The sequence below is a fragment of the Paenibacillus sp. JT22N15 genome (assembly GCF_059383755.1).
The window spans coordinates 174,516-195,929 of sequence record NZ_JBXENV010000004.1 but is presented as its reverse complement, the minus strand read 5'-3'; the positions used below and the strand labels follow the sequence as shown (position 1 = coordinate 195,929).

General features: G+C 49.6%; 22 protein-coding genes. 17 read left to right on the top strand and 5 right to left on the bottom strand.

Annotation, left to right across the window (positions count from 1 at the left end):
• Positions 1 to 79 precede the first annotated feature (79 nt).
• Both AC50X8_RS09420 and AC50X8_RS09415 read left to right on the top strand, forming a co-directional pair.
• On the top strand, positions 80 to 460 hold the full coding sequence (locus tag AC50X8_RS09420) for a globin domain-containing protein (protein ID WP_172455524.1): 381 nt from the start codon (positions 80 to 82) through the stop codon (positions 458 to 460).
• 14 nt (positions 461 to 474) lie between these two features.
• Complete coding sequence (locus tag AC50X8_RS09415; RefSeq protein ID WP_056041266.1) at positions 475 to 1,182, top strand: DUF2225 domain-containing protein; 708 nt, start codon at positions 475 to 477, stop codon at positions 1,180 to 1,182.
• A 187-nt stretch (positions 1,183 to 1,369) separates the two neighbouring features.
• Here the strand turns inward: AC50X8_RS09415 and AC50X8_RS09410 are convergent, their stop codons facing one another.
• Both AC50X8_RS09410 and AC50X8_RS09405 read right to left on the bottom strand, forming a co-directional pair.
• A complete protein-coding gene (locus AC50X8_RS09410) occupies positions 1,370 to 1,612 on the bottom strand; it encodes a hypothetical protein (protein ID WP_099519088.1) in 243 nt (80 codons plus the stop codon).
• Positions 1,609 to 1,809 carry a YycC family protein gene (locus tag AC50X8_RS09405; RefSeq protein ID WP_494879464.1) on the bottom strand — a complete coding sequence of 67 codons (201 nt, stop codon included), beginning with the start codon at positions 1,807 to 1,809 and terminating at the stop codon, positions 1,609 to 1,611. The genes AC50X8_RS09410 and AC50X8_RS09405 overlap by 4 nt, the downstream gene beginning before the upstream one ends.
• A 341-nt stretch (positions 1,810 to 2,150) precedes the next feature.
• Between AC50X8_RS09405 and AC50X8_RS09400 the strand changes: the two genes are divergently transcribed.
• Positions 2,151 to 3,935, top strand: a complete 1,785-nt coding sequence (locus AC50X8_RS09400; protein ID WP_494879462.1) for a M3 family oligoendopeptidase — start codon at positions 2,151 to 2,153, stop codon at positions 3,933 to 3,935.
• Positions 3,936 to 4,025: 90 nt separating this feature from the next.
• Here AC50X8_RS09400 and AC50X8_RS09395 read toward each other — a convergent pair whose 3' ends face one another.
• From AC50X8_RS09395 to AC50X8_RS09385, 3 genes are read right to left on the bottom strand one after another with little or no spacing between them, the layout of a single operon-like run.
• Positions 4,026 to 4,799: an ABC transporter ATP-binding protein gene (locus AC50X8_RS09395; RefSeq protein ID WP_494879460.1), complete on the bottom strand. Its 774-nt coding sequence runs from the start codon at positions 4,797 to 4,799 to the stop codon at positions 4,026 to 4,028.
• A gap of 24 nt (positions 4,800 to 4,823) precedes the next feature.
• Positions 4,824 to 5,582 carry an ABC transporter permease gene (locus tag AC50X8_RS09390; RefSeq protein ID WP_494879458.1) on the bottom strand — a complete coding sequence of 253 codons (759 nt, stop codon included), beginning with the start codon at positions 5,580 to 5,582 and terminating at the stop codon, positions 4,824 to 4,826.
• Positions 5,557 to 6,624, bottom strand: coding sequence for an ABC transporter substrate-binding protein (locus AC50X8_RS09385; RefSeq protein WP_494879457.1), 1,068 nt, complete (start codon positions 6,622 to 6,624; stop codon positions 5,557 to 5,559). The genes AC50X8_RS09390 and AC50X8_RS09385 overlap by 26 nt, the downstream gene beginning before the upstream one ends.
• A 302-nt stretch (positions 6,625 to 6,926) precedes the next feature.
• Between AC50X8_RS09385 and AC50X8_RS09380 the strand changes: the two genes are divergently transcribed.
• From AC50X8_RS09380 to AC50X8_RS09315, 14 genes are all read left to right on the top strand, one after another.
• A complete protein-coding gene (locus AC50X8_RS09380; RefSeq protein ID WP_056041278.1) occupies positions 6,927 to 7,616 on the top strand; it encodes a helix-turn-helix transcriptional regulator in 690 nt (229 codons plus the stop codon).
• Positions 7,613 to 8,413, top strand: a complete 801-nt coding sequence (locus tag AC50X8_RS09375) for a pyruvate, water dikinase regulatory protein (protein WP_056041279.1) — start codon at positions 7,613 to 7,615, stop codon at positions 8,411 to 8,413. The genes AC50X8_RS09380 and AC50X8_RS09375 overlap by 4 nt, the downstream gene beginning before the upstream one ends.
• 98 nt (positions 8,414 to 8,511) lie before the next feature.
• Positions 8,512 to 9,474, top strand: coding sequence for a class II fructose-bisphosphatase (gene glpX / locus AC50X8_RS09370; protein ID WP_494863518.1), 963 nt, complete (start codon positions 8,512 to 8,514; stop codon positions 9,472 to 9,474).
• Between the two features lie 9 nt (positions 9,475 to 9,483).
• The gene (locus tag AC50X8_RS09365; protein WP_155973482.1) at positions 9,484 to 10,083 is read left to right on the top strand and encodes a suppressor of fused domain protein; all 600 of its coding nucleotides are present in this window, start codon (positions 9,484 to 9,486) and stop codon (positions 10,081 to 10,083) included.
• A gap of 70 nt (positions 10,084 to 10,153) precedes the next feature.
• Entirely contained in the window at positions 10,154 to 10,555 is a 402-nt protein-coding gene (gene ndk, locus AC50X8_RS09360; RefSeq protein ID WP_056041281.1) for a nucleoside-diphosphate kinase, read from the top strand.
• A gap of 232 nt (positions 10,556 to 10,787) precedes the next feature.
• Positions 10,788 to 11,984: a GNAT family N-acetyltransferase gene (locus tag AC50X8_RS09355; RefSeq protein WP_494879455.1), complete on the top strand. Its 1,197-nt coding sequence runs from the start codon at positions 10,788 to 10,790 to the stop codon at positions 11,982 to 11,984.
• A gap of 727 nt (positions 11,985 to 12,711) precedes the next feature.
• Positions 12,712 to 13,464, top strand: a complete 753-nt coding sequence (locus AC50X8_RS09350; RefSeq protein WP_494879453.1) for a YveK family protein — start codon at positions 12,712 to 12,714, stop codon at positions 13,462 to 13,464.
• Positions 13,445 to 14,137: a CpsD/CapB family tyrosine-protein kinase gene (locus AC50X8_RS09345; RefSeq protein ID WP_056041288.1), complete on the top strand. Its 693-nt coding sequence runs from the start codon at positions 13,445 to 13,447 to the stop codon at positions 14,135 to 14,137. The genes AC50X8_RS09350 and AC50X8_RS09345 overlap by 20 nt, the downstream gene beginning before the upstream one ends.
• A gap of 281 nt (positions 14,138 to 14,418) precedes the next feature.
• Complete coding sequence (galU, locus tag AC50X8_RS09340; protein ID WP_056041290.1) at positions 14,419 to 15,306, top strand: UTP--glucose-1-phosphate uridylyltransferase GalU; 888 nt, start codon at positions 14,419 to 14,421, stop codon at positions 15,304 to 15,306.
• A gap of 167 nt (positions 15,307 to 15,473) precedes the next feature.
• Positions 15,474 to 16,163: a sugar transferase gene (locus AC50X8_RS09335; protein WP_099519101.1), complete on the top strand. Its 690-nt coding sequence runs from the start codon at positions 15,474 to 15,476 to the stop codon at positions 16,161 to 16,163.
• 298 nt (positions 16,164 to 16,461) lie between these two features.
• Entirely contained in the window at positions 16,462 to 17,400 is a 939-nt protein-coding gene (locus tag AC50X8_RS09330) for a GDP-L-fucose synthase family protein (protein WP_099519102.1), read from the top strand.
• Between the two features lie 214 nt (positions 17,401 to 17,614).
• Entirely contained in the window at positions 17,615 to 18,622 is a 1,008-nt protein-coding gene (gene gmd, locus AC50X8_RS09325) for a GDP-mannose 4,6-dehydratase (RefSeq protein ID WP_430161666.1), read from the top strand.
• Between the two features lie 68 nt (positions 18,623 to 18,690).
• On the top strand, positions 18,691 to 19,929 hold the full coding sequence (locus AC50X8_RS09320; RefSeq protein ID WP_494863130.1) for a hypothetical protein: 1,239 nt from the start codon (positions 18,691 to 18,693) through the stop codon (positions 19,927 to 19,929).
• Between the two features lie 4 nt (positions 19,930 to 19,933).
• Positions 19,934 to 21,397, top strand: coding sequence for an oligosaccharide flippase family protein (locus AC50X8_RS09315; RefSeq protein WP_494863129.1), 1,464 nt, complete (start codon positions 19,934 to 19,936; stop codon positions 21,395 to 21,397).
• The last annotated feature ends 17 nt before the right edge of the window (positions 21,398 to 21,414 follow it).

Below are 21,414 nucleotides of genomic sequence, written 5' to 3'. Positions count from 1 at the left end.
ACGGAGAAAAAAGGTTGAGACAGTCAAATTTTTCTATGATATAATACTAAATACCTACAAATTGGAGCTGAAAATGTCGATGAATAGGAATATAAGCCTCTATGAAGCACTTGGTGGAGATAGGTCTTTAAGGCTTATTGTAGAGTCGTTCTACCCAAAGGTACAGGCACATCCATTACTCGGTCCATTGTTTCCGGAAGATATTAATCCGGTGATGGAGAAGCAGCATATGTTTCTCACCCAGTTTTTTGGAGGGCCGACGTTATTCTCCGATGCTTTCGGGCATCCGATGATGCGTGCACGGCATATGCCATTCGAGATTACGCCTGCGCGTGCCGAAGCTTGGCTGGATTGCATGAACAGAGCGCTTCAGGAAGTAGGCATTGAAGACGAGCTGAGACAATTTGTTATCGAAAGACTATCAGGACCTGCCCATCATTTTGTAAACACACCAGAATAGGAGATGTGGTCTGTATGGAACCGCTATATGAAACGAAAGTACAATGCATTTGCTGTGAGACAAGTTTTATGACCTCGCGCGTGCGTCCTAGTTTTAAGAAAGCGGTGAAGTCAGACACAGACTTCTGCGGTTATTATAAAGCGGATATAAATCCCGATTATTATGTCGTTCGCGTATGCCCAACTTGCGGTTATGCATCGACAGAGAATGGCACAGAACGGCTGAGCGATAAACAGAAGCTGAGCTATTATGAAAATGTCGGCTCGCGCTGGGTTGCTCGTGAGTTCAGCGGTGAGCGCTCGCTGCAGCAGGCTATGGCGACGTACAAGCTGGCGCTGTTGTCGGCTCAATCGGTGGGCGAATCCCCGCGTGTGATCGCTGGCATTTTGCATCACATTGCATGGTTGTACCGCTATGAGGGCAACCACGCCCAGGAGCAGCGTTTTCTGAGATTTGCGCTGCAAGCGTATGTGAAAGTTTTTGAAGGGGAAGGCGCGGAGCTCAATGGGGCCAAGCTGATGTATTTGATTGGCGAGCTGAACAGACGCATCGGCGAACGCGCAGAGGCTGTACGCTGGTTCTCGCGCATCGTCAATGACAAGCGCATTATGGATGCCGCGATGATACGGGCGAGCCGCGAGCAGTGGCAGCTCATTCGCGAGGAACAGGAAACGAGCAGAATGCTGGAGCAAGAGCCGCATGGCGAGCTGACATCTGCATAATACGCTTCAAGCAAGCTTGAAGCAGCCTGGAACGAATGAAGAAGCTTCCGCATTTCCGCTGTAAGCAGCGGGTGTGGAAGCTTCTTGTTTTTGCTATGCGGCAAGCGGCTAATAGTCCGAGGCTTCCATTAGTTGAACGGGAGCAGGATGCTTCGGACATGTGATAGGGCCTGTCCGCGCTAACGAGTTAGCCGCCCAGCTTGCGCAAGCGCTCGGTTGCCAGCAAATAGTCGCCATCGACATCGATGATCGTTACTCGGTTGTGGCAGCAGGGAAAGACCAGCAGCTTTTTTTTGCCTTGCTGGATGAGCGGGATTTCCTTGGGACGAATCGGGATTAGCACATTGCTGGCCTGGCAAAACGGGCAATCATGTACATAGATGTCATTCATCATGATGTCGTAGGGCCAGGTGTTCTCAAACGGAATCATACAGGCTTGTCTCCTGAAGCTTCATCTTCTGACGGGTTCGCAGCGGCTGTGTTAGCCTCAGCTTCGGCTTTGGCGAGCTCACCGAGCTTTTGCAGCAAAATATGTTTTGGCATATGCATTAAGTGCTCAATCGGGATGCCGAGCTGCTTGGACAGCTTGATTGCGGTATCCGCTGAAATTTGTAAAGGCTGGGACATGGTAGAAATCCTCCATTCTGTATATAATTAAGTTATACACCGCCTCCGAAGAATGCGCAAATGAAAAGCGAATCTTACGGGCGGTTTTTAATGAACTATAAGCATTTATAAGTTTCACACCTATAAATAGGCTTATATTTCACCCTTGAAACGACAGCTTTGCCGCCGAAGGACGGCTTCAGCCGTTTACGCTTGAAATATAGGAAAGTATATGATTTTCTCATCCTTTCTCTATATTTCTCGGACTGAAACGCGCTGCGCCACCAAAGGACGGCGATAGCCGTTTCACCTTGGTTGATTTAGTCGTTAAGGAAGATTGGGCAAGGAGAGGAGATAGACGAATGTCAGTTGGTCATTATTCATTAACATGGAATTTGGAATCGATTTATGCAGGAGGAGCGGGCTCGGAGGCTTTTGCAGCGGAGATGGCTGCGGTGCAGCAGGAACTGTCGGAGCTTGAAGGGCTGCTTGCAGCACCACAGGAGGGAGCCATTTATTTAAACCGGATAACGGAGCTTGTGCAGTCGGTTTTGCTGCGGATGCGCCAGTCGGATTCATTCGTGGCTTGTTTGACCGCGCAAAATATGAAGGACAAAGCTGCAACCGCCTTGAATGATCGCATCAAGACGCTGAATGCGGCCTTCCAAGGCGCATTGACGCGCTATGATAATGTGCTGCGCAGCGTTGATGATGCAAGCTGGACAGCATGGATCAGCGAGGGGCCAGCGGCTGAGATTGCATTCAGCTTGACGGAGCGCCGCGAGCAAGCGAAGGAGAAGCTGTCTCCAGAGTTGGAGTCTTTAATCGAAGATATGGCGGTAGACGGCTATCATGGCTGGGGAGATTTGTACAATCTCGTCGTATCGCGGGCGAAATTTAATGATATCGGCGCGGATGGCGAGAAGCGCGAGCTGTCGGCAGGGCAGATGTTCAATAAGCTGTCAGCGAGTGACCGTTCGGTGCGTCAGGCGGCTTTTGCCGAGTGGGAACGGGAATGGGGCGAGCAGGCTGATCTGTGCGCAGACGCCTTGAACCGGATTTCCGGCTTCCGCCTGAAATTGTATGGCAAGCGGGGCTGGGACTCAGCGCTCAAGGAGCCGCTGCAAATGAACCGGATGAGCGAGAAGACGATTGGGGCCATGTGGTCGGCGATCAACGAGGGCAAGCCGGAGCTGGTTAAATATATGCAGCGCAAAGCGAAGCTGCTTGGTGTCGAGCAAATGGATTGGCACGATATGTACGCGTCCATCGGTACGGCAGAGAAGGTCGTCAGCTATGACGAGGGCGCGGCGCAAATTTTAGAGCAGTTTGCGAAGTTCAGCCCGGAGCTGGCCGCTTTTTCAGAAAAAGCATTTGTAGACCAATGGATCGAGGTCGAGGATCGTCCGGGCAAGCGTCCAGGCGGCTTCTGTACTTCATTGCCGAAAAGCAAAGAGACAAGAATTTTTATGACGTATTCGGGTACCGCATCGAATGTGTCGACACTTGCGCATGAGCTTGGGCATGCTTACCATCAGCATGTGATGAATGATTTGCCAGCCTATTCGCAGGAATATGCGATGAATGTGGCCGAAACAGCCTCGACGTTCGCAGAGCTGATCGTATCGGATTCCGCGCTTAAGGCAGCTACGGACAAAGATGAGAAAATCGCTCTGCTGGAAGAAAAATTGAGCAGCGCGGTATCCTTTTTCATGGATATCCATGCGCGGTTTTTGTTCGAGACTCGTTTCTATGAGCGTCGTGCCGAAGGCATGCTGACCGTAGATGAGCTCAACAAGCTGATGGAGGAGGCGCAGCGTGAAGCGTTCTGCGGCGCATTCGGACAGGTGCATCCGCTGTTCTGGGCCTCGAAGCTGCATTTCTACTTCACAGATGTGCCTTTCTACAACTTCCCGTATACGTTCGGCTACTTGTTCAGCGCGGGCATTTACGCACGGGCCGTGAAGGAAGGGGCAGCTTTTGCCGACCGCTATGTGGCGCTGCTGCAAGATACCGGCCGCATGACGGTTGAGGATTTGGCGCAAAAGCATTTGGGCGTCAATTTGGAGGAGCCCGATTTCTGGCGGGAGGCGGTCGCGTTGACGACGGCCGATGTAAAGCTGTTCCTGGAGATGACAGAGGAATAACATAGATCGCTTATTATTGAAGAAAAAGAAGCCAGCAGAGCCGGGAAAAGCTTCCCGAGGCCTGCTGGCTTCTTAGGTTTAGGTTTAAATTTAGGTTTCCGCGCCAATGAGCTGCTTCAGGAGCTGTTGATCTGCTTCGTTGAAAGCTGATCCGAGGCTTGTCTCCGCAGGGCGCATGTTGCTCGTTTGGTATTCTTCGCTGACTTGGATCAGATGATGGGCTTCATGAATGTCCAAGGCTATTGAGGCGGGGGAGCCTGCTAGCAGAACGATTCTCGAACCAAGCCGTAAAGCTTCATCGCAGTCATGGGTGACGAGGAGCACGGTGGGCTTGTCCATCTCCCACAGCTTGAGCAGAAGCTGCTGCATGTTGAGCCTTGCGGCCGGATCAAGACTTTGAAACGGCTCATCCATCAGCAGCAAATCAGGGCTGGCGGCGAATGCCCGCACGAGCGAAACACGCTGCCGCATGCCGCCACTGAGCTGGTGGGGGTAGTGATGGATGGCAGCCGCAAGTCCTGCTTCGCGAAGCAGCTCCATGACCTTATCGGGTGTGCAGCTGTTTTTAGCAGGCTTGGCGCTGTTTGGACCTAGCACCCAAAGTACATTTTCGAGCACCGTTTTGCCGGGCAGCAAACGTGGCTCTTGGAACACGCAGCTAATGCGATGCTTGTTGATGCTGCTGTTGCGAATCACCCGGCCTTGCTCGGGCTTCTCCAAGCCTGCTGCACAGCGAAGAAGCGAGGTTTTGCCAATGCCGGAGGCGCCCATCAGGCAGGTGATGTTTCCTTCGCCCAATTGCAGGGAAAAATCTTGGAAAACGGTTTTGCCGCCAAAGGTCAGCTTGATGTTGACGAATTGCATCAGCGTTTCTCCTTCTAGATCATGTTAATCGGCAGCTGCCGGTTCTTTGCGATGGAGCAGCTTTCGTGCGATCTGCTCCATTGAAAGGCCGAGCAGGGCAATGACGAGCGTCCATGCCATAACGTCCGGTATTTCCAAATAAATTCGCGCCGTATTCATCGACGCGCCGATCCCCGTATGACCGCTAATAAGCTCCGCCATGACAACCGTTTTCCAGCCCATACCGAGATTGACCATAACAGCGGCCGACCAGAAGGGCTTCAATGCGGGCATATAAATGCCGGCAATTCGTTTGCCTGCGCCTACTTGGTACACAGCGGCCATTTCCAGCAGCTCGCGCGGAGCCTGCCTGACCCCTTCGACCGTATTGAAAAAGAAAACAGGAACAAGCGCAATCGTGACGATTAGCACCTGTGCCCCGCCATTCGTGCCCAGCCACATGATGGCTAACAGCATCCAAGACACAGGCGGTACCGCCTGAAGCAGTGAAATGGCGGGGCGAATATATGCCTGTACGCTTTCCCGCCATCCGGCAGCCACGCCTAGTCCGGCTCCAAGCAGGAAGGCGAGCGCGAAGCCTGCGGCAAAACGGGCGATGGTCCGCTTCAGCGGCTCCCACAGCGCTCCTTCGGCAACGAGTGCTGCCAATGCTTGCAGCGTTTCGATGGGACCGGGCAAAACGACCGGCGGATACAAACGCGCCGCCCCCGCCCAAACGAGCAGCAGGAGCAATGCGGCGCTTATTGGCCGCAAGCCATTACGGCGCGTAGTAGAAGCCATCATCCGGCAGCTTGCCCCCGACCGACTCTGGCGCCATTTTCAGCAATATATCGAAGTAGCGATCCGTTTCTTGACGTGATTCCGCAGCTGTCTTGAAGGAAAGTGTAATTTTGCCCATGGCCTGCGTCAAAACAGCTTCCGGCATGCCGAAGGCTTCGGCAGCCGCAGTTAAATTAGCGCCTGGCAGAATGGCTTCCTCGAGCGCTGCTTTATACTGGCTTTGGAAGGCGGCAATTGCTTCTTTATTGGTTTTGGCCCATTCGCTATTCACGAATACGCCGGTTTGCGGCAAGCTTTCGCCAAATGCTTTTTGCCATTCCGCATCATAATCGACCACCTCGGACAGCTTGCCTTCCAGCTTCATGCGCAGTCCGCTAAGGACTGGCTCCGGCAGCACGGCATGCTTGATCGTACCCGCAGCAAGCTGCTGCATCATATCCGGAATCGTCGAATAGGCAAGCTCAATATCCGAAGCAAGTGCTGCTTCGCTAATCAAATATTTCGTCAAGGTGTCGGGAGGGCCGCCTTGGCCGGGAATATAGACGGTTTCGCCTGCGAGATCGGCGAGCGTTTGTTTTTCCGTATCCGTCGATATGAGGTACATGGAGCCCCATGTATTGACTTGAATGAGCTGAACCGGCAAGCCTTTGGCATAAAGATTGCTGCCCACATTAAGCGGAGCTGCAATAAAGGCGGCATCGCCGTTTTGGACGCGGGCGAGCAACTGCTCAATCGTATCCCAAGTTTCTATTTTAAGCGCAATCGTATCCGCAGGCTTGTCTGCTGCAAGAAGTGCTGGAATGAGCGAAGGCGCCTTTGGCGTTAGAAAAGTGACAGCCTGTGCTTCCTGTGCTGGTGCTGCTGTTGCTGTTGCCTGCTGCTGTGCAGCGGTTTCTGCCGATGTTTCCGCTGACGCCGTTGCATTCGAAGCAGGGCTTGAAGCCTGGGGCTCCTTCTCGCTGCTGGAACAGCCGGCAATAATCATGGATACAGCAAGTGTGCCTGCCATTAGCAGCCTGCTGATCTGGTGACGAAATGTACCCATTCGTTTGTCCAACTCCTTAAGTGTTTGTGTGGTTTTGTTAAGAATCATTCTCAATTATAGAGGGTGGAGGAGAATACACCATCCCATAAATGTGGGATTCACTTGCGCCTGAGGGCCAAGGGGCGTCATATAGGGGTCATTTTTCTCTAAAAGGGGATTTATGAGCATTATATCGTTCTCTTTCATCCGCTATCAGAAACACTAATAGGTTTATGACGTCTTATATATTGTGCATCATATTTATATGTGTTATATTAATTGCGGATAATGACCATTCAATATGATGACTATCTTATAGATAGATATGGTCGAGAGGGGGAGAGAACGTTATACAGCTATCATCCAGGCAGTTAGAGCTTATTGAGCTGGTAAAGAAGCATGCGCCTGTTACCGGAGAGCAACTTGCAGATTATATAGGCGTGAGCCGTCCTACTCTGCGCTCGGATTTTTCGCTGCTCGTGATGCTGGGGCTTCTTGATGCCAAGCCGAAAGTCGGTTATTTCCTAGGCAATGCCTACCGCGGCGTGGACAATTCGGAAACGAGGCAGCGCTTTGATCATATGAAGGTTGCCGAAATACAAGGAGTACCAGTGAACATACCGGATACGCTTTCCGTTCATGATGCTGTAATCACTCTGTTTACCGAAAATGCGGATACGCTGCTGATTGTTAATGAAGAGAAAAAATTTGTCGGCATCGTAACGCCCAAGGATTTGCTGAAAATTACGCTAGGCAATGCGGGAGCTGCATCCATTCCTGTAAGCATGGTTATGACGCGTTTTCCGAATATCGTGACGCTTTCCAGTGATGATTCGGTGGCGGATGCGATTCGCAAAATGATTTTACATCAAGTGGACTGTTTGCCGGTTATTACGTCGGTGGACGAGTCCGGTCAAGGTCCCGAGGTTACCGGTTGGGTGTCCAAATCCAATATTATTCGTCTGATGTCGGACATCGCAGCAGCAGAGGAACTGGGGGAACAAGGTTTATGACAGAAGAAATCATATACGTGTGCTCCGATGCGGTGGGCGAGACAGCAGAGGCAGTGGCGAAAGCAACGCTGCGGCAGTTTTCTTCGGAGCATGTCAAAATTAAACGTTATGGCCATATGAAGACGGAGGATGAGGTTATTCAGGTTGTTGCTGAAGCAGCCCGCACCGGCGGCTTTATCAGCTATACCCTCGTACAGCCGGAGCTGCGCGAGCTGATGAAGGAAGAAGCTTTACGCTGGGGTGTACGCGCAGTCGATGTGATGGGACCGATGATGCAAGCCTACGTGGATACCTTTGGCAGCTTTCCGAAGCGCAAGCCAGGCCTGCTCCATTCAATGGATGATGAATATTATCGCCGTATGGAAGCGATTGAGTTTGCGGTTAAATACGATGATGGCAAAGATGCAAGAGGATTTATACAGGCCCAAGTGGTGCTGATTGGGGCATCGCGGACGTCGAAGACGCCGCTTAGCGTATTCTTGTCCCACAAAGGCATTAAGGCTGCGAATTTGCCGCTGATGCCCGAGGTGAAGCCGCCTGCTGAGTTGTATCCGCTGCCAGGCCGCCTTATTGTCGGCTTGACGATGCAGCCAGAGCAGCTGCTGCACATTCGCTCCGAGCGTCTGAAGACGCTGGGCTTGCCGGGTTCGGCCCAATACGCTTCCATGGAACGCATCATGGAGGAGCTTAATCATGCGTCACGCGTCATGGAGGAGCTTGGCTGTCCTGTCATCGATGTAACGAGCCGGGCTATTGAGGAAACAGCTGGCATTATTATAGAAATGATGAACAGCTAGCAGCGCAGCCTTTTTTCCACCACACTTCCAGGGTTGCTGTGCGAAGAGGTATAGATGACGAAAAGTTGGCAATACGAAGGAGAGGGAGATTACAGATGCTGGAACGCGAATTATCTTTGGAGCTTATACGAGTAACGGAGCTTGCCGCACTTGCGGCTTCTCCTTGGATGGGACGCGGGGACAAGCATAGCGCAGACGGCGCGGCAACGGAAGCGATGCGCAGCATGTTCGACACCGTATCGATCCGTGGAACTGTTGTAATTGGCGAAGGCGAAATGGATGAGGCGCCGATGCTGTATATCGGAGAGCAGGTCGGCAGCATGAACGGTCCTGAGGTTGACGTAGCAGTAGACCCGCTGGAGGGAACTGAAATCGTTGCCAAAGGATTGAATAATGCGATGGCTGTCCTTGCTGTAGCGCCGAAGGGCCAATTGCTGCATGCGCCTGACATGTATATGGAGAAGCTCGCAGTGGGCCCTGCACTTGCCGGGAAGCTGTCGCTGCGCGATCCGATCGTGACAACGCTTGAAAAAGCGGCCCTCGCCCTAGATAAGCCAGTATCTGACCTCACCGTCATGATTCTCGACAGAGAGCGTCATGCAGATACCATTGTAGAGCTGCGCAAAGCAGGCGTGCGAATCAAGTTTCTGTCAGATGGAGACGTAGCGGGCGCGATGGCACCGTCCTTTCCTGAAGCAGGTATTGATTTGTATGTAGGCTCTGGCGGCGCGCCTGAGGGTGTGCTGGCAGCTGCCGCACTTAAATGTCTGGGCGGAGAAATTCAAGGCCGTCTCATGCCGGAAAATGAAGAGCAGTATGAGCGCTGCATTTCTATGGGGCTGTCTGATCCTCGCAAAATTTTGTATATCAACGATATGGTCGGCACGGATGATGTGATTTTCGCTGCTACTGGCGTAACACCAGGCGAATTTATGGGCGGTGTTCGTTATTTGCCCGATCAGCGGGCGGAAACACATTCCATCGTCATGCGGGCCAAAACACGTACAATCCGTTACGTGAAGTCGCTTCATTACTTACCGAACAAACCGCTTTTGCGATAGGGTGCTTTGATGAAAATGGAATTTTTTGCTGAAAATGATAGGTTTGCCTTTGATGTTCGCAGAAGCATTTTGCTTAGTGCTTATATGGAGCAGTGGGGCATGCCCGAATATCGGGTAATCATGTCCAAGATGGAGAGCGGCGTCTATATTGAAATGTACCTTTTTCCTGATAGGGGAGGGGTTTCAAGATTTGTGACAATTGGCTTGTCCAATACGGTTTACAAGTCCGGGCAGCCCGCAGCCTGTGAATGGATGATGGCTCTTCCATCGGATTTGGGCGGAGAGAAGGCAGATCGGATTTTTAATTATTTTGCCGATTTAATCGCTCATCATATTGAAAGCGCCACCGACTTGTCCGTACCTCTCGTCATGGGCTCAAGTGCTTTAGCGCCGGAGAACTGGCATGCGAAAGCTTTGTTGCTTGATGAGCTGCGCGGTGAAAGCGATAGCTTGGAGGAGCTGCAGGTCGGCAGCGAAGTTTTTCCACTCTTATGGGCAGTTCCGATTACCGAAAAAGAAGCAGCGATCATTTTGGAAAAAGGAATTGAGGATTTCGACGAAATCTTTGAAAAGTCAGATTATTCTATAATTGATCCTTGCCGTCCGTAATCTAGCATTAGATCAGACAGGAAATGAAATGGATAATAACAGTTTAGAATAGAAGAGAGGAAGTTAGCGTATGAGTCGTACTTTTGTAATGGTGAAACCAGATGGGGTTAAACGCGGCCTAATTGGCCATATCGTAGCAAAGTTTGAGGGAAAAGGGTTTGAGATTGTGCAGGCCAAGCTGATGAATGTAGATGTTGCCCTTGCCAAGCAGCATTATGTGGAGCATGTGGAAAAGCCATTTTTCGGCGAATTGGTAGATTTCATTACTTCCGGCAAAGTGTTTGCGATGATTTTGGAAGGACCGGATGCGGTGCAAAATGCAAGAAACATCATTGGCAAAACCAATCCGAAGGAAGCCCAGCCCGGAACGATTCGCGGCGATTATGCGTTAACCGTAGAAAGCAACATCATACATGGCTCTGACTCAGATGAAAGCGCTGCTCGCGAAATCAAATTATTTTTTCAACAATAGAGATGACGGATATCGGCATTGAGAAGTTTCTCGCCGACTATCGAAGCTCGCAAGCGAAATAAGCTGCTCGCTGTCTTTGTATTAGTGCAAGCCGCCGGTCATGGTTCATGGCCTGGCGGCTTTTCTTTTGCCGCTAACCCGCTCCCTAATGTATGATAGAAGCAGATGGAATAGGATGCGCTTGAAAGCAGCGCGAATAGAGAAAAAGGGGAAAACAAGGAGGCTATTAGAGATGGAGATCAGAGCACTGGAAGCCAAACATTTTGAGGAAAGATTGAAGCTGTCCGAGTATGCCTTTCAATTTAAGCTTTCACCTAGCCAGCGGGAGCAGGACGAGCAAAAATTCCGCCCGGAGCAGGAGCTGGGCGCATTCGATGAGCAAGGGCAGCTTCTCTCGGCACTTACTTTGCTGCCGCTCGAAATATGGGTGCAAGGCAAGCCGTTCGCTATGGGCGGGCTTGCGGGAGTTGCGACATGGCCGGAGGCGAGAAGGCTTGGCTGTGTAAGCGAATTATTGAAACGGTCGCTTGAGTTAATGAAGGGTGCGGGGCAGACGGTAAGCATGCTGCATCCGTTTGCGTTTGCCTTCTATCGAAAATTCGGCTGGGAGATGACGGTGGAGCGCAAGGCGTATACGATCGCAGCGGGCCAGCTTCCTCTGCGTAAAGCGACAAGCGGACGAATTCAGCGGCTGGCAGAGGTGGATAGTGCGCTGCTGGATCAGGTGTACGCCAAGTTTGTATCACGGTATACGGGAACGCTTGTTAGAACATCCGAGTGGTGGGCCCAGCGGGTACTCAACAAGCCCGGCCATACAGCCGTATATTATAATGCGGACGATGAGATGGCAGGATATGTGAGCTATCAAATCGAAAACCGTAAAATGACGATTCACGAGCTGGCTGTACCAACAGAGGAAGCTCGCACTGCGATTTGGACATTCATTAGCAATCATGACTCCATGCTGGATGAAGTTACTGTGACGGTGGCAAATGATGATCCACTGCCATTTCTGCTTCCGGACCCGAGAATCAAGCAGGAGCTGCAGTCTTATTTTATGACGCGGATTGTGGATGCGGAAGCTTTCGTGAGCCAGTATCCTTTCGCTTCGTGCGAGCAGGAAGAGGCATTGGAGCTTGTCATTACAGATGCGCACGCCGAATGGAACAACGGCCAATTCCGGTTAGCATTCGATGCAGCTGGTTCGGCACGTTTGACGAGAACTGGCGAAGAATACTCGGGCAGCAAGCAAGCGCAGGCTGCTCCTCAGCTAGCCTTGGATATCCAGACCTTGTCAGCGCTGCTGCTTGGTGGCCGTAAAGCCTCCTGGCTTGCAGAAGCGGGACGGATAACGGGCGATACGGAAGCTGCTGCGCTGCTCGAACGCCGGATACCGCAGCATAAGACGTTTTTGATGGACTTTTTTTAAGAGGAGTACCGCAGCATTTGCCATAGTTAGGACAGCAAGCAGGGTATGGGACGATATTCGTTCCCATGCCCTGTTTTTTGACATGGATAATTATAAGCCTTCATTAATAAATAGGAGACGTGGCGATCAGATCAGGGGTCAATATATAGGTATGGTTAGCGCTTCTTCCACACGGTTATTCCCATCTACCTCTTTTGGCCGAAGCCATTAGTCTCAGGACCTTCTATCTACTTATATATACATATTGTATCGAATTTTGTCTGCAAATCTACCTCGTTATATTTTGGGCTTTTCCTCATCTTTCCTTCAGGAATAAATGTATAATTTCCGCATATAAGTTAGTTTAATTTATGAAAAAGGCCCATTTTCCCTAGATAATACGGAGTTTTTTAGTGAAAACGCTCTCTTTGTTCGGATTGCGCTTTCAGTTACGTTCTGACGCAATTTTATGAAAATATGTGAAAAAGCTATTGACATGATACGTATTGTATCGTAAAGTTAGGGTTGTAAAAATACATAATGTATCACGCAGCAGGCGGCAGACGCTTTGAAAAAAGGCACTAAAAGCATCCGTATTTGTCAAATCAAATCAAAAAAGAATAGCAGAGTGAAAGGGTGGATGAGTGACGTCATTATGTCAGCTACTGAGATGGCTCGACTCTAAGAGACAAGTTTCAGCTTTTTCGAAATAGACAAAGAAATTCGGATAGCCTGTGGAGGGATAAAAGTGGAGTTGAAACAATATATGAAAATCATCCGAAAAAAAATAGGGCTGGTTGCGGTCATTGTTCTTATCGCCTGTGTAGCAGCAGCGGTAAAAAGCTTCTTTTTTACGACCCCTATCTATCAAGCCCATGCCAGGCTGCTCGTCAATCAAACCGCCCTGCCTGACGGCCAATTCTCCCCAAGTGTAGGAACGCTGCAAACGAATATTATGATGATCAACTCGTACAAGGTCATTATAAAATCAGAGACGATACTTAGTCAGGTAACACAGCGCTATCCCGAGCTGAACATTACACCTGCACAGCTGGCTGGGCGAATATCCGTCTCCTCGGCTGAAAATTCGCAGGTCATGGATTTGCTGATTCGCGATCAATCGTATGTACGGGCCGCGCAAATGGTCAATGCGGTATCCACAGTGTTCAAGGAACAAATTCCCCTCATTATGAAGGTCGACAACGTTACAGTTCTGGATAAGGCGAATGAAGCGGCCGCTGCGTATCCCATTAACAACAATCCCATTTTCGTCATTCTGGTTAGCTTTGTAGCAGCGCTTATGCTGGCGATTGGACTTGTGTTTCTGATTGAGTATTTGGATGACACGTTTAAGATGGAGTCCGAGGTTGAAGCGGTGCTGGGTATTCCGGTCATTGCCTCTGTACCGAAGATGACGAAGGAAGATGTCCGTCCTTCCCGCAAACGTGTATTGAATAACCAAGGGGTAGGTGAAGGGCAGCATGCGACGATTAACCAGTGAGACGAATTTAGTAGCGTTAACGAATCCCAATTCTCCCATTTCGGAAGTTTACCGAACGCTTCGCACCAACATCCAATATGCCGAAATCGACACGCCCAAGCAAATTTTAATGATTGCCTCCTCTCAGCCGGATGAAGGAAAGACGACGACGATTACCAATCTGGCGGTCACGATTGCCCAAGAGGAACGCAAGGTGCTGTTGGTTGATGCCGATATGCGCAAGCCGTCCCTGCATCAGGTGTTCGACAAGCCGAATCGCATCGGCCTCAGCAGTGCCATTTCCAATCAATTTTCGTGGCAGGAGGCGGTCATGGATACGATGGTCGAGCATTTATCGGTCATTACATCCGGCCCGATTCCTCCGAATCCTTCCGAGATGCTTGGCTCTAATAGGATGAAAGCACTCGTGCAGGAGTGGAAAGAGCATTATGACGTGATTTTATTCGATACTCCGCCGGTGCTTGCTGTAACCGATGCCCTTATCGTAAGCGCGTTTTGCGATGGCGTCGTGCTGGTTGTGCTGGCAGGCAAGGTGAAGAAGGAAATGGTCAAAAAGATGAAGGCGAATCTTGATCGCGTTCAGGCGCAAATTGTCGGAGTCGTCATGAATAAAATCAATCCGAAGGACAGCGAGGATATTCAGCTGCAATATTATGAAACAGCAAAATCTTAAGCTGCAAGCCGTAGCTTGATTTTCAAAAAGGTAAACGAATGAGGGAGCCCCCGGCTCAGGTCATGCCTATAACACCTTTATCAGGGTAGGCACTCGGTCACGCTGTGGGTCAAGCGACCTTAGACATGATTGTCGAGGGTGTGATGTGAGGAAGGGTTAAATGCCCTGTTAAAAATAATAGTTATTGCCTTTTGTTATAGGCAAGAGGCAATAACTAGCATTTTTAACTTCTAAGAATGGCATTCATAGATAAAGAATAAATAGGGATAGGGTGATGGAAGATGAAGAAGGTCAAAAAAGCAATTATACCTGCAGCAGGGCTCGGAACACGTTTCCTGCCAGCAACGAAAGCTATGCCGAAGGAAATGCTGCCAATCGTGGATAAGCCAACGATTCAGTACATCGTCGAAGAGGCGGTGGCGTCAGGCATTGAAGACATCATTATTGTAACGGGCAAGGGCAAACGGGCAATTGAAGACCATTTTGACCATGCATTTGAGCTGGAGAACAACTTGTTCAGCAAAGGCAAGTTCGACCTGTTGGATGAAGTCAGGCGCTCCTCCAATGTTGACATTCATTATATCCGGCAGAAGGAAGCAAAAGGGCTTGGCCACGCCGTATGGTGTGCACGCAATTTTATCGGCAATGAGCCGTTTGCGGTGCTGCTCGGAGATGACATCGTCCAAGCGGAAGTGCCTTGCGTGAAGCAGCTCATCGAGCAATATGAAAAAACGCAAAAATCAGTGATTGGCGTCCAGACGGTGGCCGATGATCAGACGGATCGTTACGGCATCGTAGACATTTTAGAAAAATTTGACCGCCTCTATGAGGTGAACCATTTCGTGGAAAAGCCGGCGAGAGGCCAGGCGCCATCGAACTTGGCGATTATGGGGCGATACATATTAACCCCTGAAATATTCGGCTTTCTGGAAAAGCAGGAAGAGGGCGTCAGCGGCGAGATCCAGCTTACAGACGCGATTCAGAAGCTGAATGAGCATCAGGGCGTTTTTGCTTATGATTTCGAAGGCATTCGGTACGATGTCGGCGAAAAGCTCGGCTTTATTAAAACGACACTTGATTTCGCCTTGCAAAATCAAGAGCTTCGCGGCCAGTTGCTATCCGTTCTGGAGGACATTTTGGTCAGAGAGCAGCTGATTAAAGCAAACTAGCGCAGCACGCTTTCTATTTTTTTAAAATATAGGAAAGTATAAGATTTCGTCATACTTTCTCTATATTTCTCGGACTGAAACGCCGCACGCCGCCAGAGGACGGCGACAGCCGTTTCACCTTGGAGTATTGGAATCGTTATTCTACTATTTAATTGAGGTGATTGCGAATGCCCCCATCCCCGCAGCGCAATGATGCCAGGGCCGTATTGGAAGGCGGTTTTAATGCAAGCTATGAAAAAAGAAAGTCGCTACGCCTCTATTTAATGGCAAAGCGGGCAGTGGATATTATCGGGGCAGCTACAGGCATTATGATTTTATCGCCGATTCTGATTCTCGTGGCTGTTCTCATCAAGCTGGAGGACCCGCGCGGCAAAATCTTCTTTTACCAGACGAGGGTTGGACGTAATGAACGCACGTTTAAGATGTATAAATTCCGCTCCATGGTGTCCAATGCCGAAGAGATGCTGGAGGATTTGCTTAGCCAAAATGAAGTAGAAGGCGCAATGTTCAAAATGAAGGAAGACCCGCGCATTACGAAGATCGGCCGTTTTATACGGAAAACGAGCATTGATGAGCTGCCGCAGTTTTGGAACGTGCTGCGCGGCGATATGTCGCTCGTCGGTCCTCGTCCACCGCTGCCGCGGGAAGTCGAAAGCTACAGCAGCTATGACAAGCTGCGACTGCGCGTTACGCCTGGCTGTACCGGTTTATGGCAGGTGAGCGGCCGAAATGAACTGAATTTTCATGAAATGGTGGAGCTTGACCTCCAATATATTAAGCAAAGAAGCATTATTTTTGATATTAAAATTATTTTGCTGACTGTTAAGGTGATGTTCGGCTCAAAGGATGCGTATTAGGGGCGGGGCTTTAAAACCTTTACTTTGAAAAGGCAGCATGAAAAAGAAGCTTCGCTGCATGAAAAGCTTGGCTTCCGATCGCCATTGACCCCCAATTTCTCCATCTAAACCGCATCTGCGGTGGAAATTTCGGGTCAATTGTGAATGCTTACGAAGCGGCTTTCCTACGGAAAGCTTTAAGCGAACGCTAACGCTTCCCCAGTCCAAGCTTTTCATTCCGCTACGTCTTTTTCACTTCACCTTTAAACAAGAAAAGATTTTAAAAGCACAGCCCGCTAAAAGGGAGAGGAATAAAGGGATGGAACTAGGTGCTAAAATTTATGTGGCGGGACACCGCGGGCTTGTGGGCTCGGCAATCGTCAGAGCCCTTCACGAGCAAGGCTACCAAAATCTTGTCTGCCGCACTAGCGCGGAGCTGGATTTGCGCAAAAAGGATGAGGTGCTCGCTTTTTTTGAGCAGGAAGCCTTCGATTATGTGTTTCTCGCTGCGGCTAAAGTGGGCGGCATCGTGGCAAACAACGATTACCCAGCCGACTTTATTCGCGATAATTTGCTCATTCAAACGAATGTAATTGATGCTGCTTATCAAACGCGTGTTGGCAAGCTGCTGTTTCTTGGATCAACCTGCATATATCCAAAATTTGCTCCGCAGCCGCTGAAAGAGGAATATTTGCTGACAGGCGAGCTGGAGCCAACGAATGCGCCTTATGCGATTGCTAAAATCGCCGGCATTCAAATGTGCCAATCGTATAACCGGCAATACGGTACAACCTACATTTCAGCTATGCCAACGAACCTCTACGGGCCCAACGACAACTTCGATCTAAAAACTTCGCATGTGCTGCCCGCCCTTATTCGTAAATTTCATGAAGCTAAACAATCCGGCCAGCCATCGGTGGAAGTATGGGGCTCCGGCAATCCGAAACGCGAGTTTCTTCACTCCGATGATTTGGCGGATGCCTGCATCTACTTAATGCGCCATTATGAAGGCAATGACATCGTCAATATTGGCGTAGGTGAAGATATCTCAATTAAAGAGCTCGCAGAGCTCATTGGTTCTATCGTGGGGTATGAAGGGGAAATTACATTCAACACAACCGTTGCTGACGGAACACCGCGTAAGCTGGTCGATGTATCGAAGCTGAACAGGCTCGGCTGGAAATCCAGTATTACGCTTGAAGAAGGACTTCGCTCGGTATATGCCGCGTATCAGAAGGAAGCTCTAGTCAATCATTAAGATTTAAAAACCAGACACATGTGATGAAATGTCGTAGCGGAGTGAAAAGGGCCTGTTGGAGAAACGGTAGTGTTCGCTTTTGTCCTTGAATTTCTACCGTTTAAGGGTGGATTCAGAGAAATTCAAGGGCAATGGCGATCGGAAGCAGGTCCTTTTCACGCAGCGCAGACACATTTCCATCACAGTATACAATAATCCCTTTGGAGGAATGAAAATGAAGAGAGCGCTAGTAACCGGTGTAACCGGGCAGGACGGATCGTATTTGGCAGAATTTTTGCTGGAAAAAGGCTACAAGGTGTATGGGATGAGAAGAAGAACAAGCACGCCAAACTATGAAAATGTCGCTCATATTAAAAATCAGATCGAGTGGATTTCCGGCGATTTGACAGATCTTGCTTCTTTAATCGAAGCGGTACGTATTTCCGATCCGGATGAGGTATATAACTTGGCGGCGCAATCGTTCGTAGCCGCTTCCTGGCCACAGCCGCTGGCTACCGCGCAGCTGACGGCGCTTGCGGTAACCAATATGCTGGAAGCCGTGCGCATCGTTAAGCCGGAAGCGCGTTTCTATCAAGCATCCAGCAGCGAAATGTATGGCAAAGTGCAAGAGACGCCGCAAAAGGAAACGACTCCTTTTTACCCGCGCAGTCCCTATGGCGTTGCCAAAGTATATGGCCACTGGATTACGGTCAATTACCGCGAAAGCTTTAATATGTTCGCCTGCTCGGGCATATTGTTCAACCACGAATCGCCTCGGCGCGGTCTTGAATTCGTAACGCGCAAAGTAACGGACGCCGTAGCCCGCATTAAGCTCGGTGTGCAAAATGAGCTGCGCATGGGCAATTTGGATGCGCTGCGCGATTGGGGCTTCGCAGGCGATTATATTAAAGCGATGTGGCTGATGCTCCAGCAGGATGAAGCGGATGATTTCGTTATTTCGACGGGGGAAATGCACACGGTTCGCGAGCTGCTGGAGGTTGCGTTCTCCTATGTAGGGCTTGATTACAGCAAATATGTCGTCATTGATCCTGAATTTGTACGTCCGGCAGAAGTCGATCTGCTGCTGGGTGATTGCACAAAAGCGAAAGAGAAGCTTGGCTGGGAGCTGGAGGTTGGTTTTCAGCAGTTGATTCATATGATGGTAGATGAGGATTTGAAACGGGTTCGTGCAGAAACAGCCTATAACAACAGCTTGATTGGCGCAGCAGGAGCAGGCGTTTAATAAAAAGCAGAACAGGGTGGCAGAGCAAATCTGCCGCTCTTTATTTTTGAAGAAAGCTGGAGTGAGTGATGATTAAAATTAAACCGGTAATCGAGCATGAAGGCATTTGCCGGCATTGCGGCGTTGTTCTTGCCAATGAACGAGTGTTGTGGCAGGGCATTCATGTATGCGTGGAAGCGTGCTGTCCTGCCTGCGGCGGCGAATATGTGGAGGATTTGAAAGTGGGTCATGCGACGACCTATCCTTATTTAATTGACCGGGCGTCGTACACGCTTAGTGGTCATGAGGAATCCAAAGGCTGGCTCGGCAATCCGCTGCTTCACAGCATCCAGCATCCAACTGCTGATGAACAGGTCAGGCTTGAGGTAGAGATTAAAGAGGCTTGCCGTGATGTGGTCATCATTAACTGCATCGACTTTCTCTACGGTCATTCCCTGCTCAAGCTGTTGAACGCTGAACGTGAACGTATCGAAAATCCGGATATTGGCATCATCGTCCTCGTGCAGTCGTTTATGAAATGGATGGTACCGGATTATGCAGCTGAGGTATGGACGGTCAATGTGCCGCTCTCCAAAGCGCAGCAGTTCTATCCACAGCTGGATGAGCAAATTTCAGCGCAATGCGAGCGTTTTGAGCAGGTTTTCGTCAGCAGAGCGTATTCGCACCCGAGCCGGTTCAATATAGAGCATTTTACGAAAATGCGTCCGTTTCAGATGGAGGAGCCCCAGCCTGGGCCGACACGAATTACTTTTATTTGGCGTGAGGATCGGGTATGGCTCGATAATCCTTATGTCATTAAAGCGGCGAAGCGCTATAAGCTGCTGCGCATGCTGCTTAAGCCGATTATTTGGTCGCAGCGCAACAAGATCGTCAAGCTTTTCAGCAAAATTAGAAAGCAGGAGAAGGACGTCAAGTTCAGCGTAGTCGGCCTCGGCCGCTCCTTCGCTTTCCCGGATTGGATTGATGATTGCCGTGTAAGCAAATTCAATCTGGAAGCGGAGCTGAAGGCTTGCGAGATTTATGCATCCAGCGCGGTCATTGTCGGGGTGCATGGTTCCAATATGCTGCTGCCCTCCGCGCTTGGCGGCATGGTTGTTAATTTAATGCCGGCGGACAAATGGGGCAATTTCGCCCAGGATATTTTGTTCACGGAAGAGAATAATCGCATTTCGGCGTATATGTACCGTTTTCTGCCCTTGGAGACGAAAATTAAGGTGCTGGGCAAAATCATTTCCAGCCAAATTTCCGGCTTCACACATTATCACGATCAAATGAAGGAAGACATTATGATGAGTAGGAATGGGTAGGCTTATGGGCAAAATAAAGCAAATCTTGCAAGCGAAGGACCATCCGTTCTGGGTCATTATCCAGCAGTTTGTGACGAAGGTGCTGACGGGCGTCAAGTTCCTCATTATCGCCCGCATGCTCGGTCCGGCTGAGATGGGTTTGGTCAGCATTGCGCTCGTGAGCCTTTCGATTATTGAGCTGCTCACGCAGCTTGGCGTCATGGAAGGGATCATTCAGAGGAAAGAAGACTTGAACCATCAGCAGAAAAATGCGCTTTGGACGATGATGCTGGCGAGAGGCGTAGGCATCAGCCTCGTACTGCTCATAACCGCGCCTTATATTGCGCAGCTGTTCGGCGAGGGCCGGGCGACGTCCTTGCTGCTGCTGGCAGCGGGCGTTCCTCTCGCAACCAATGCGGTCAGCATTAAATGGTATGAGCGAATGCGCCATAAGGATTTTCGCTCAACGGGCATTTTGCAGCTGATTACGATTATGCTCGATTTAAGCTTATCCGTCATGCTCGTCGTTGTGCTGAATTCGCCAATTGGCGTCATTGCCGGCCAGCTTATCGCCCAGTTGTTCCGCTGCACGGCTTCCTTCGTCTGGTTCAAGGATAAGCCGAAGCTGAGCCGCGATATGGGCAGCATCGCCGATATTCGCAAATACGGCAAATGGATTTGGGCGAACAGCATTTCGACACTTGTGCTTTATCAATTGGATAAGGTCATTGCCTCCCGCTTTCTGGGAACGACGATGCTCGGACTATATCAGACGTCGCAGAAGCTCAGCCAAATGAGCATCAGCGATGCGTCTTATGCGCTCGGGCAATATTTTTTCCCGGTGCTTTCCAAGCTTAATCGGGAGGATCACAGCCAGCTGAAGGTGCAGTTTATACAAATGCTGTTTATTATCTTCTCGTTTTCAATTGTTACTTCAGGTTATGTGTTATTCAACGCAGAAACAATTATTGTTTTATTATTGGGTAATGAGTGGATTGAGTTAAGTCCGTTGCTCGGTCTAATGCTGCTTAACGCAAGTATTGCTGGTATTATGAATGTTTTTGTTGTTGCATTGCGTGCCATAGGTAAGCCACGGGTAGTAACCATTACATCTTATATTCAGTTGGGTATTTATGTGCCATTAGCTATAGCTGGCGTTTTCTATTATCAAGTTTATGGACTGATTTACGCCAGTATTATAGGAGCAGCCACCACCACGGTTTTATTGTTTATTTCCTGTTTTAAAAGAATGAATCTATGGGGTGAGCTCGTTTATTTAAGAGGGGTTTTTGCTAACCTCTTATTTGTCATTATTATGTTTATTATTTCAATTACAGCTGGAAATCAACTGACCTTTATTATATCAACAATCTTATATCTAATATTTGCATACAGGTTAGTAGCGAAGCTAAAAGTCAAGGTGAAACGGCTGTCGCCGTCTTTTGACGGCGCGGCGCGTTTCAGTCCGGGAAATAGAGAGAAAGTATGAAAAATTCATATACTTTC

Bases quoted from the DNA above. Each gene is read 5' to 3' on its own strand.
- AC50X8_RS09420 (WP_172455524.1), top strand. From the start codon at position 80: ATGAATAGGAATATAAGCCTCTATGAAGCACTTGGTGGAGATAGGTCT.
- AC50X8_RS09415 (WP_056041266.1), top strand. From the start codon at position 475: ATGGAACCGCTATATGAAACGAAAGTACAATGCATTTGCTGTGAGACA.
- AC50X8_RS09410 (WP_099519088.1), bottom strand. From the start codon at position 1,612: ATGATTCCGTTTGAGAACACCTGGCCCTACGACATCATGATGAATGAC.
- AC50X8_RS09405 (WP_494879464.1), bottom strand. From the start codon at position 1,809: ATGTCCCAGCCTTTACAAATTTCAGCGGATACCGCAATCAAGCTGTCC.
- AC50X8_RS09400 (WP_494879462.1), top strand. From the start codon at position 2,151: ATGTCAGTTGGTCATTATTCATTAACATGGAATTTGGAATCGATTTAT.
- AC50X8_RS09395 (WP_494879460.1), bottom strand. From the start codon at position 4,799: ATGCAATTCGTCAACATCAAGCTGACCTTTGGCGGCAAAACCGTTTTC.
- AC50X8_RS09390 (WP_494879458.1), bottom strand. From the start codon at position 5,582: ATGATGGCTTCTACTACGCGCCGTAATGGCTTGCGGCCAATAAGCGCC.
- AC50X8_RS09385 (WP_494879457.1), bottom strand. From the start codon at position 6,624: ATGGGTACATTTCGTCACCAGATCAGCAGGCTGCTAATGGCAGGCACA.
- AC50X8_RS09375 (WP_056041279.1), top strand. From the start codon at position 7,613: ATGACAGAAGAAATCATATACGTGTGCTCCGATGCGGTGGGCGAGACA.
- AC50X8_RS09365 (WP_155973482.1), top strand. From the start codon at position 9,484: ATGAAAATGGAATTTTTTGCTGAAAATGATAGGTTTGCCTTTGATGTT.
- ndk (WP_056041281.1), top strand. From the start codon at position 10,154: ATGAGTCGTACTTTTGTAATGGTGAAACCAGATGGGGTTAAACGCGGC.
- AC50X8_RS09355 (WP_494879455.1), top strand. From the start codon at position 10,788: ATGGAGATCAGAGCACTGGAAGCCAAACATTTTGAGGAAAGATTGAAG.
- AC50X8_RS09345 (WP_056041288.1), top strand. From the start codon at position 13,445: ATGCGACGATTAACCAGTGAGACGAATTTAGTAGCGTTAACGAATCCC.
- galU (WP_056041290.1), top strand. From the start codon at position 14,419: ATGAAGAAGGTCAAAAAAGCAATTATACCTGCAGCAGGGCTCGGAACA.
- AC50X8_RS09335 (WP_099519101.1), top strand. From the start codon at position 15,474: ATGCCCCCATCCCCGCAGCGCAATGATGCCAGGGCCGTATTGGAAGGC.
- AC50X8_RS09330 (WP_099519102.1), top strand. From the start codon at position 16,462: ATGGAACTAGGTGCTAAAATTTATGTGGCGGGACACCGCGGGCTTGTG.
- gmd (WP_430161666.1), top strand. From the start codon at position 17,615: ATGAAGAGAGCGCTAGTAACCGGTGTAACCGGGCAGGACGGATCGTAT.
- AC50X8_RS09320 (WP_494863130.1), top strand. From the start codon at position 18,691: ATGATTAAAATTAAACCGGTAATCGAGCATGAAGGCATTTGCCGGCAT.
- AC50X8_RS09315 (WP_494863129.1), top strand. From the start codon at position 19,934: ATGGGCAAAATAAAGCAAATCTTGCAAGCGAAGGACCATCCGTTCTGG.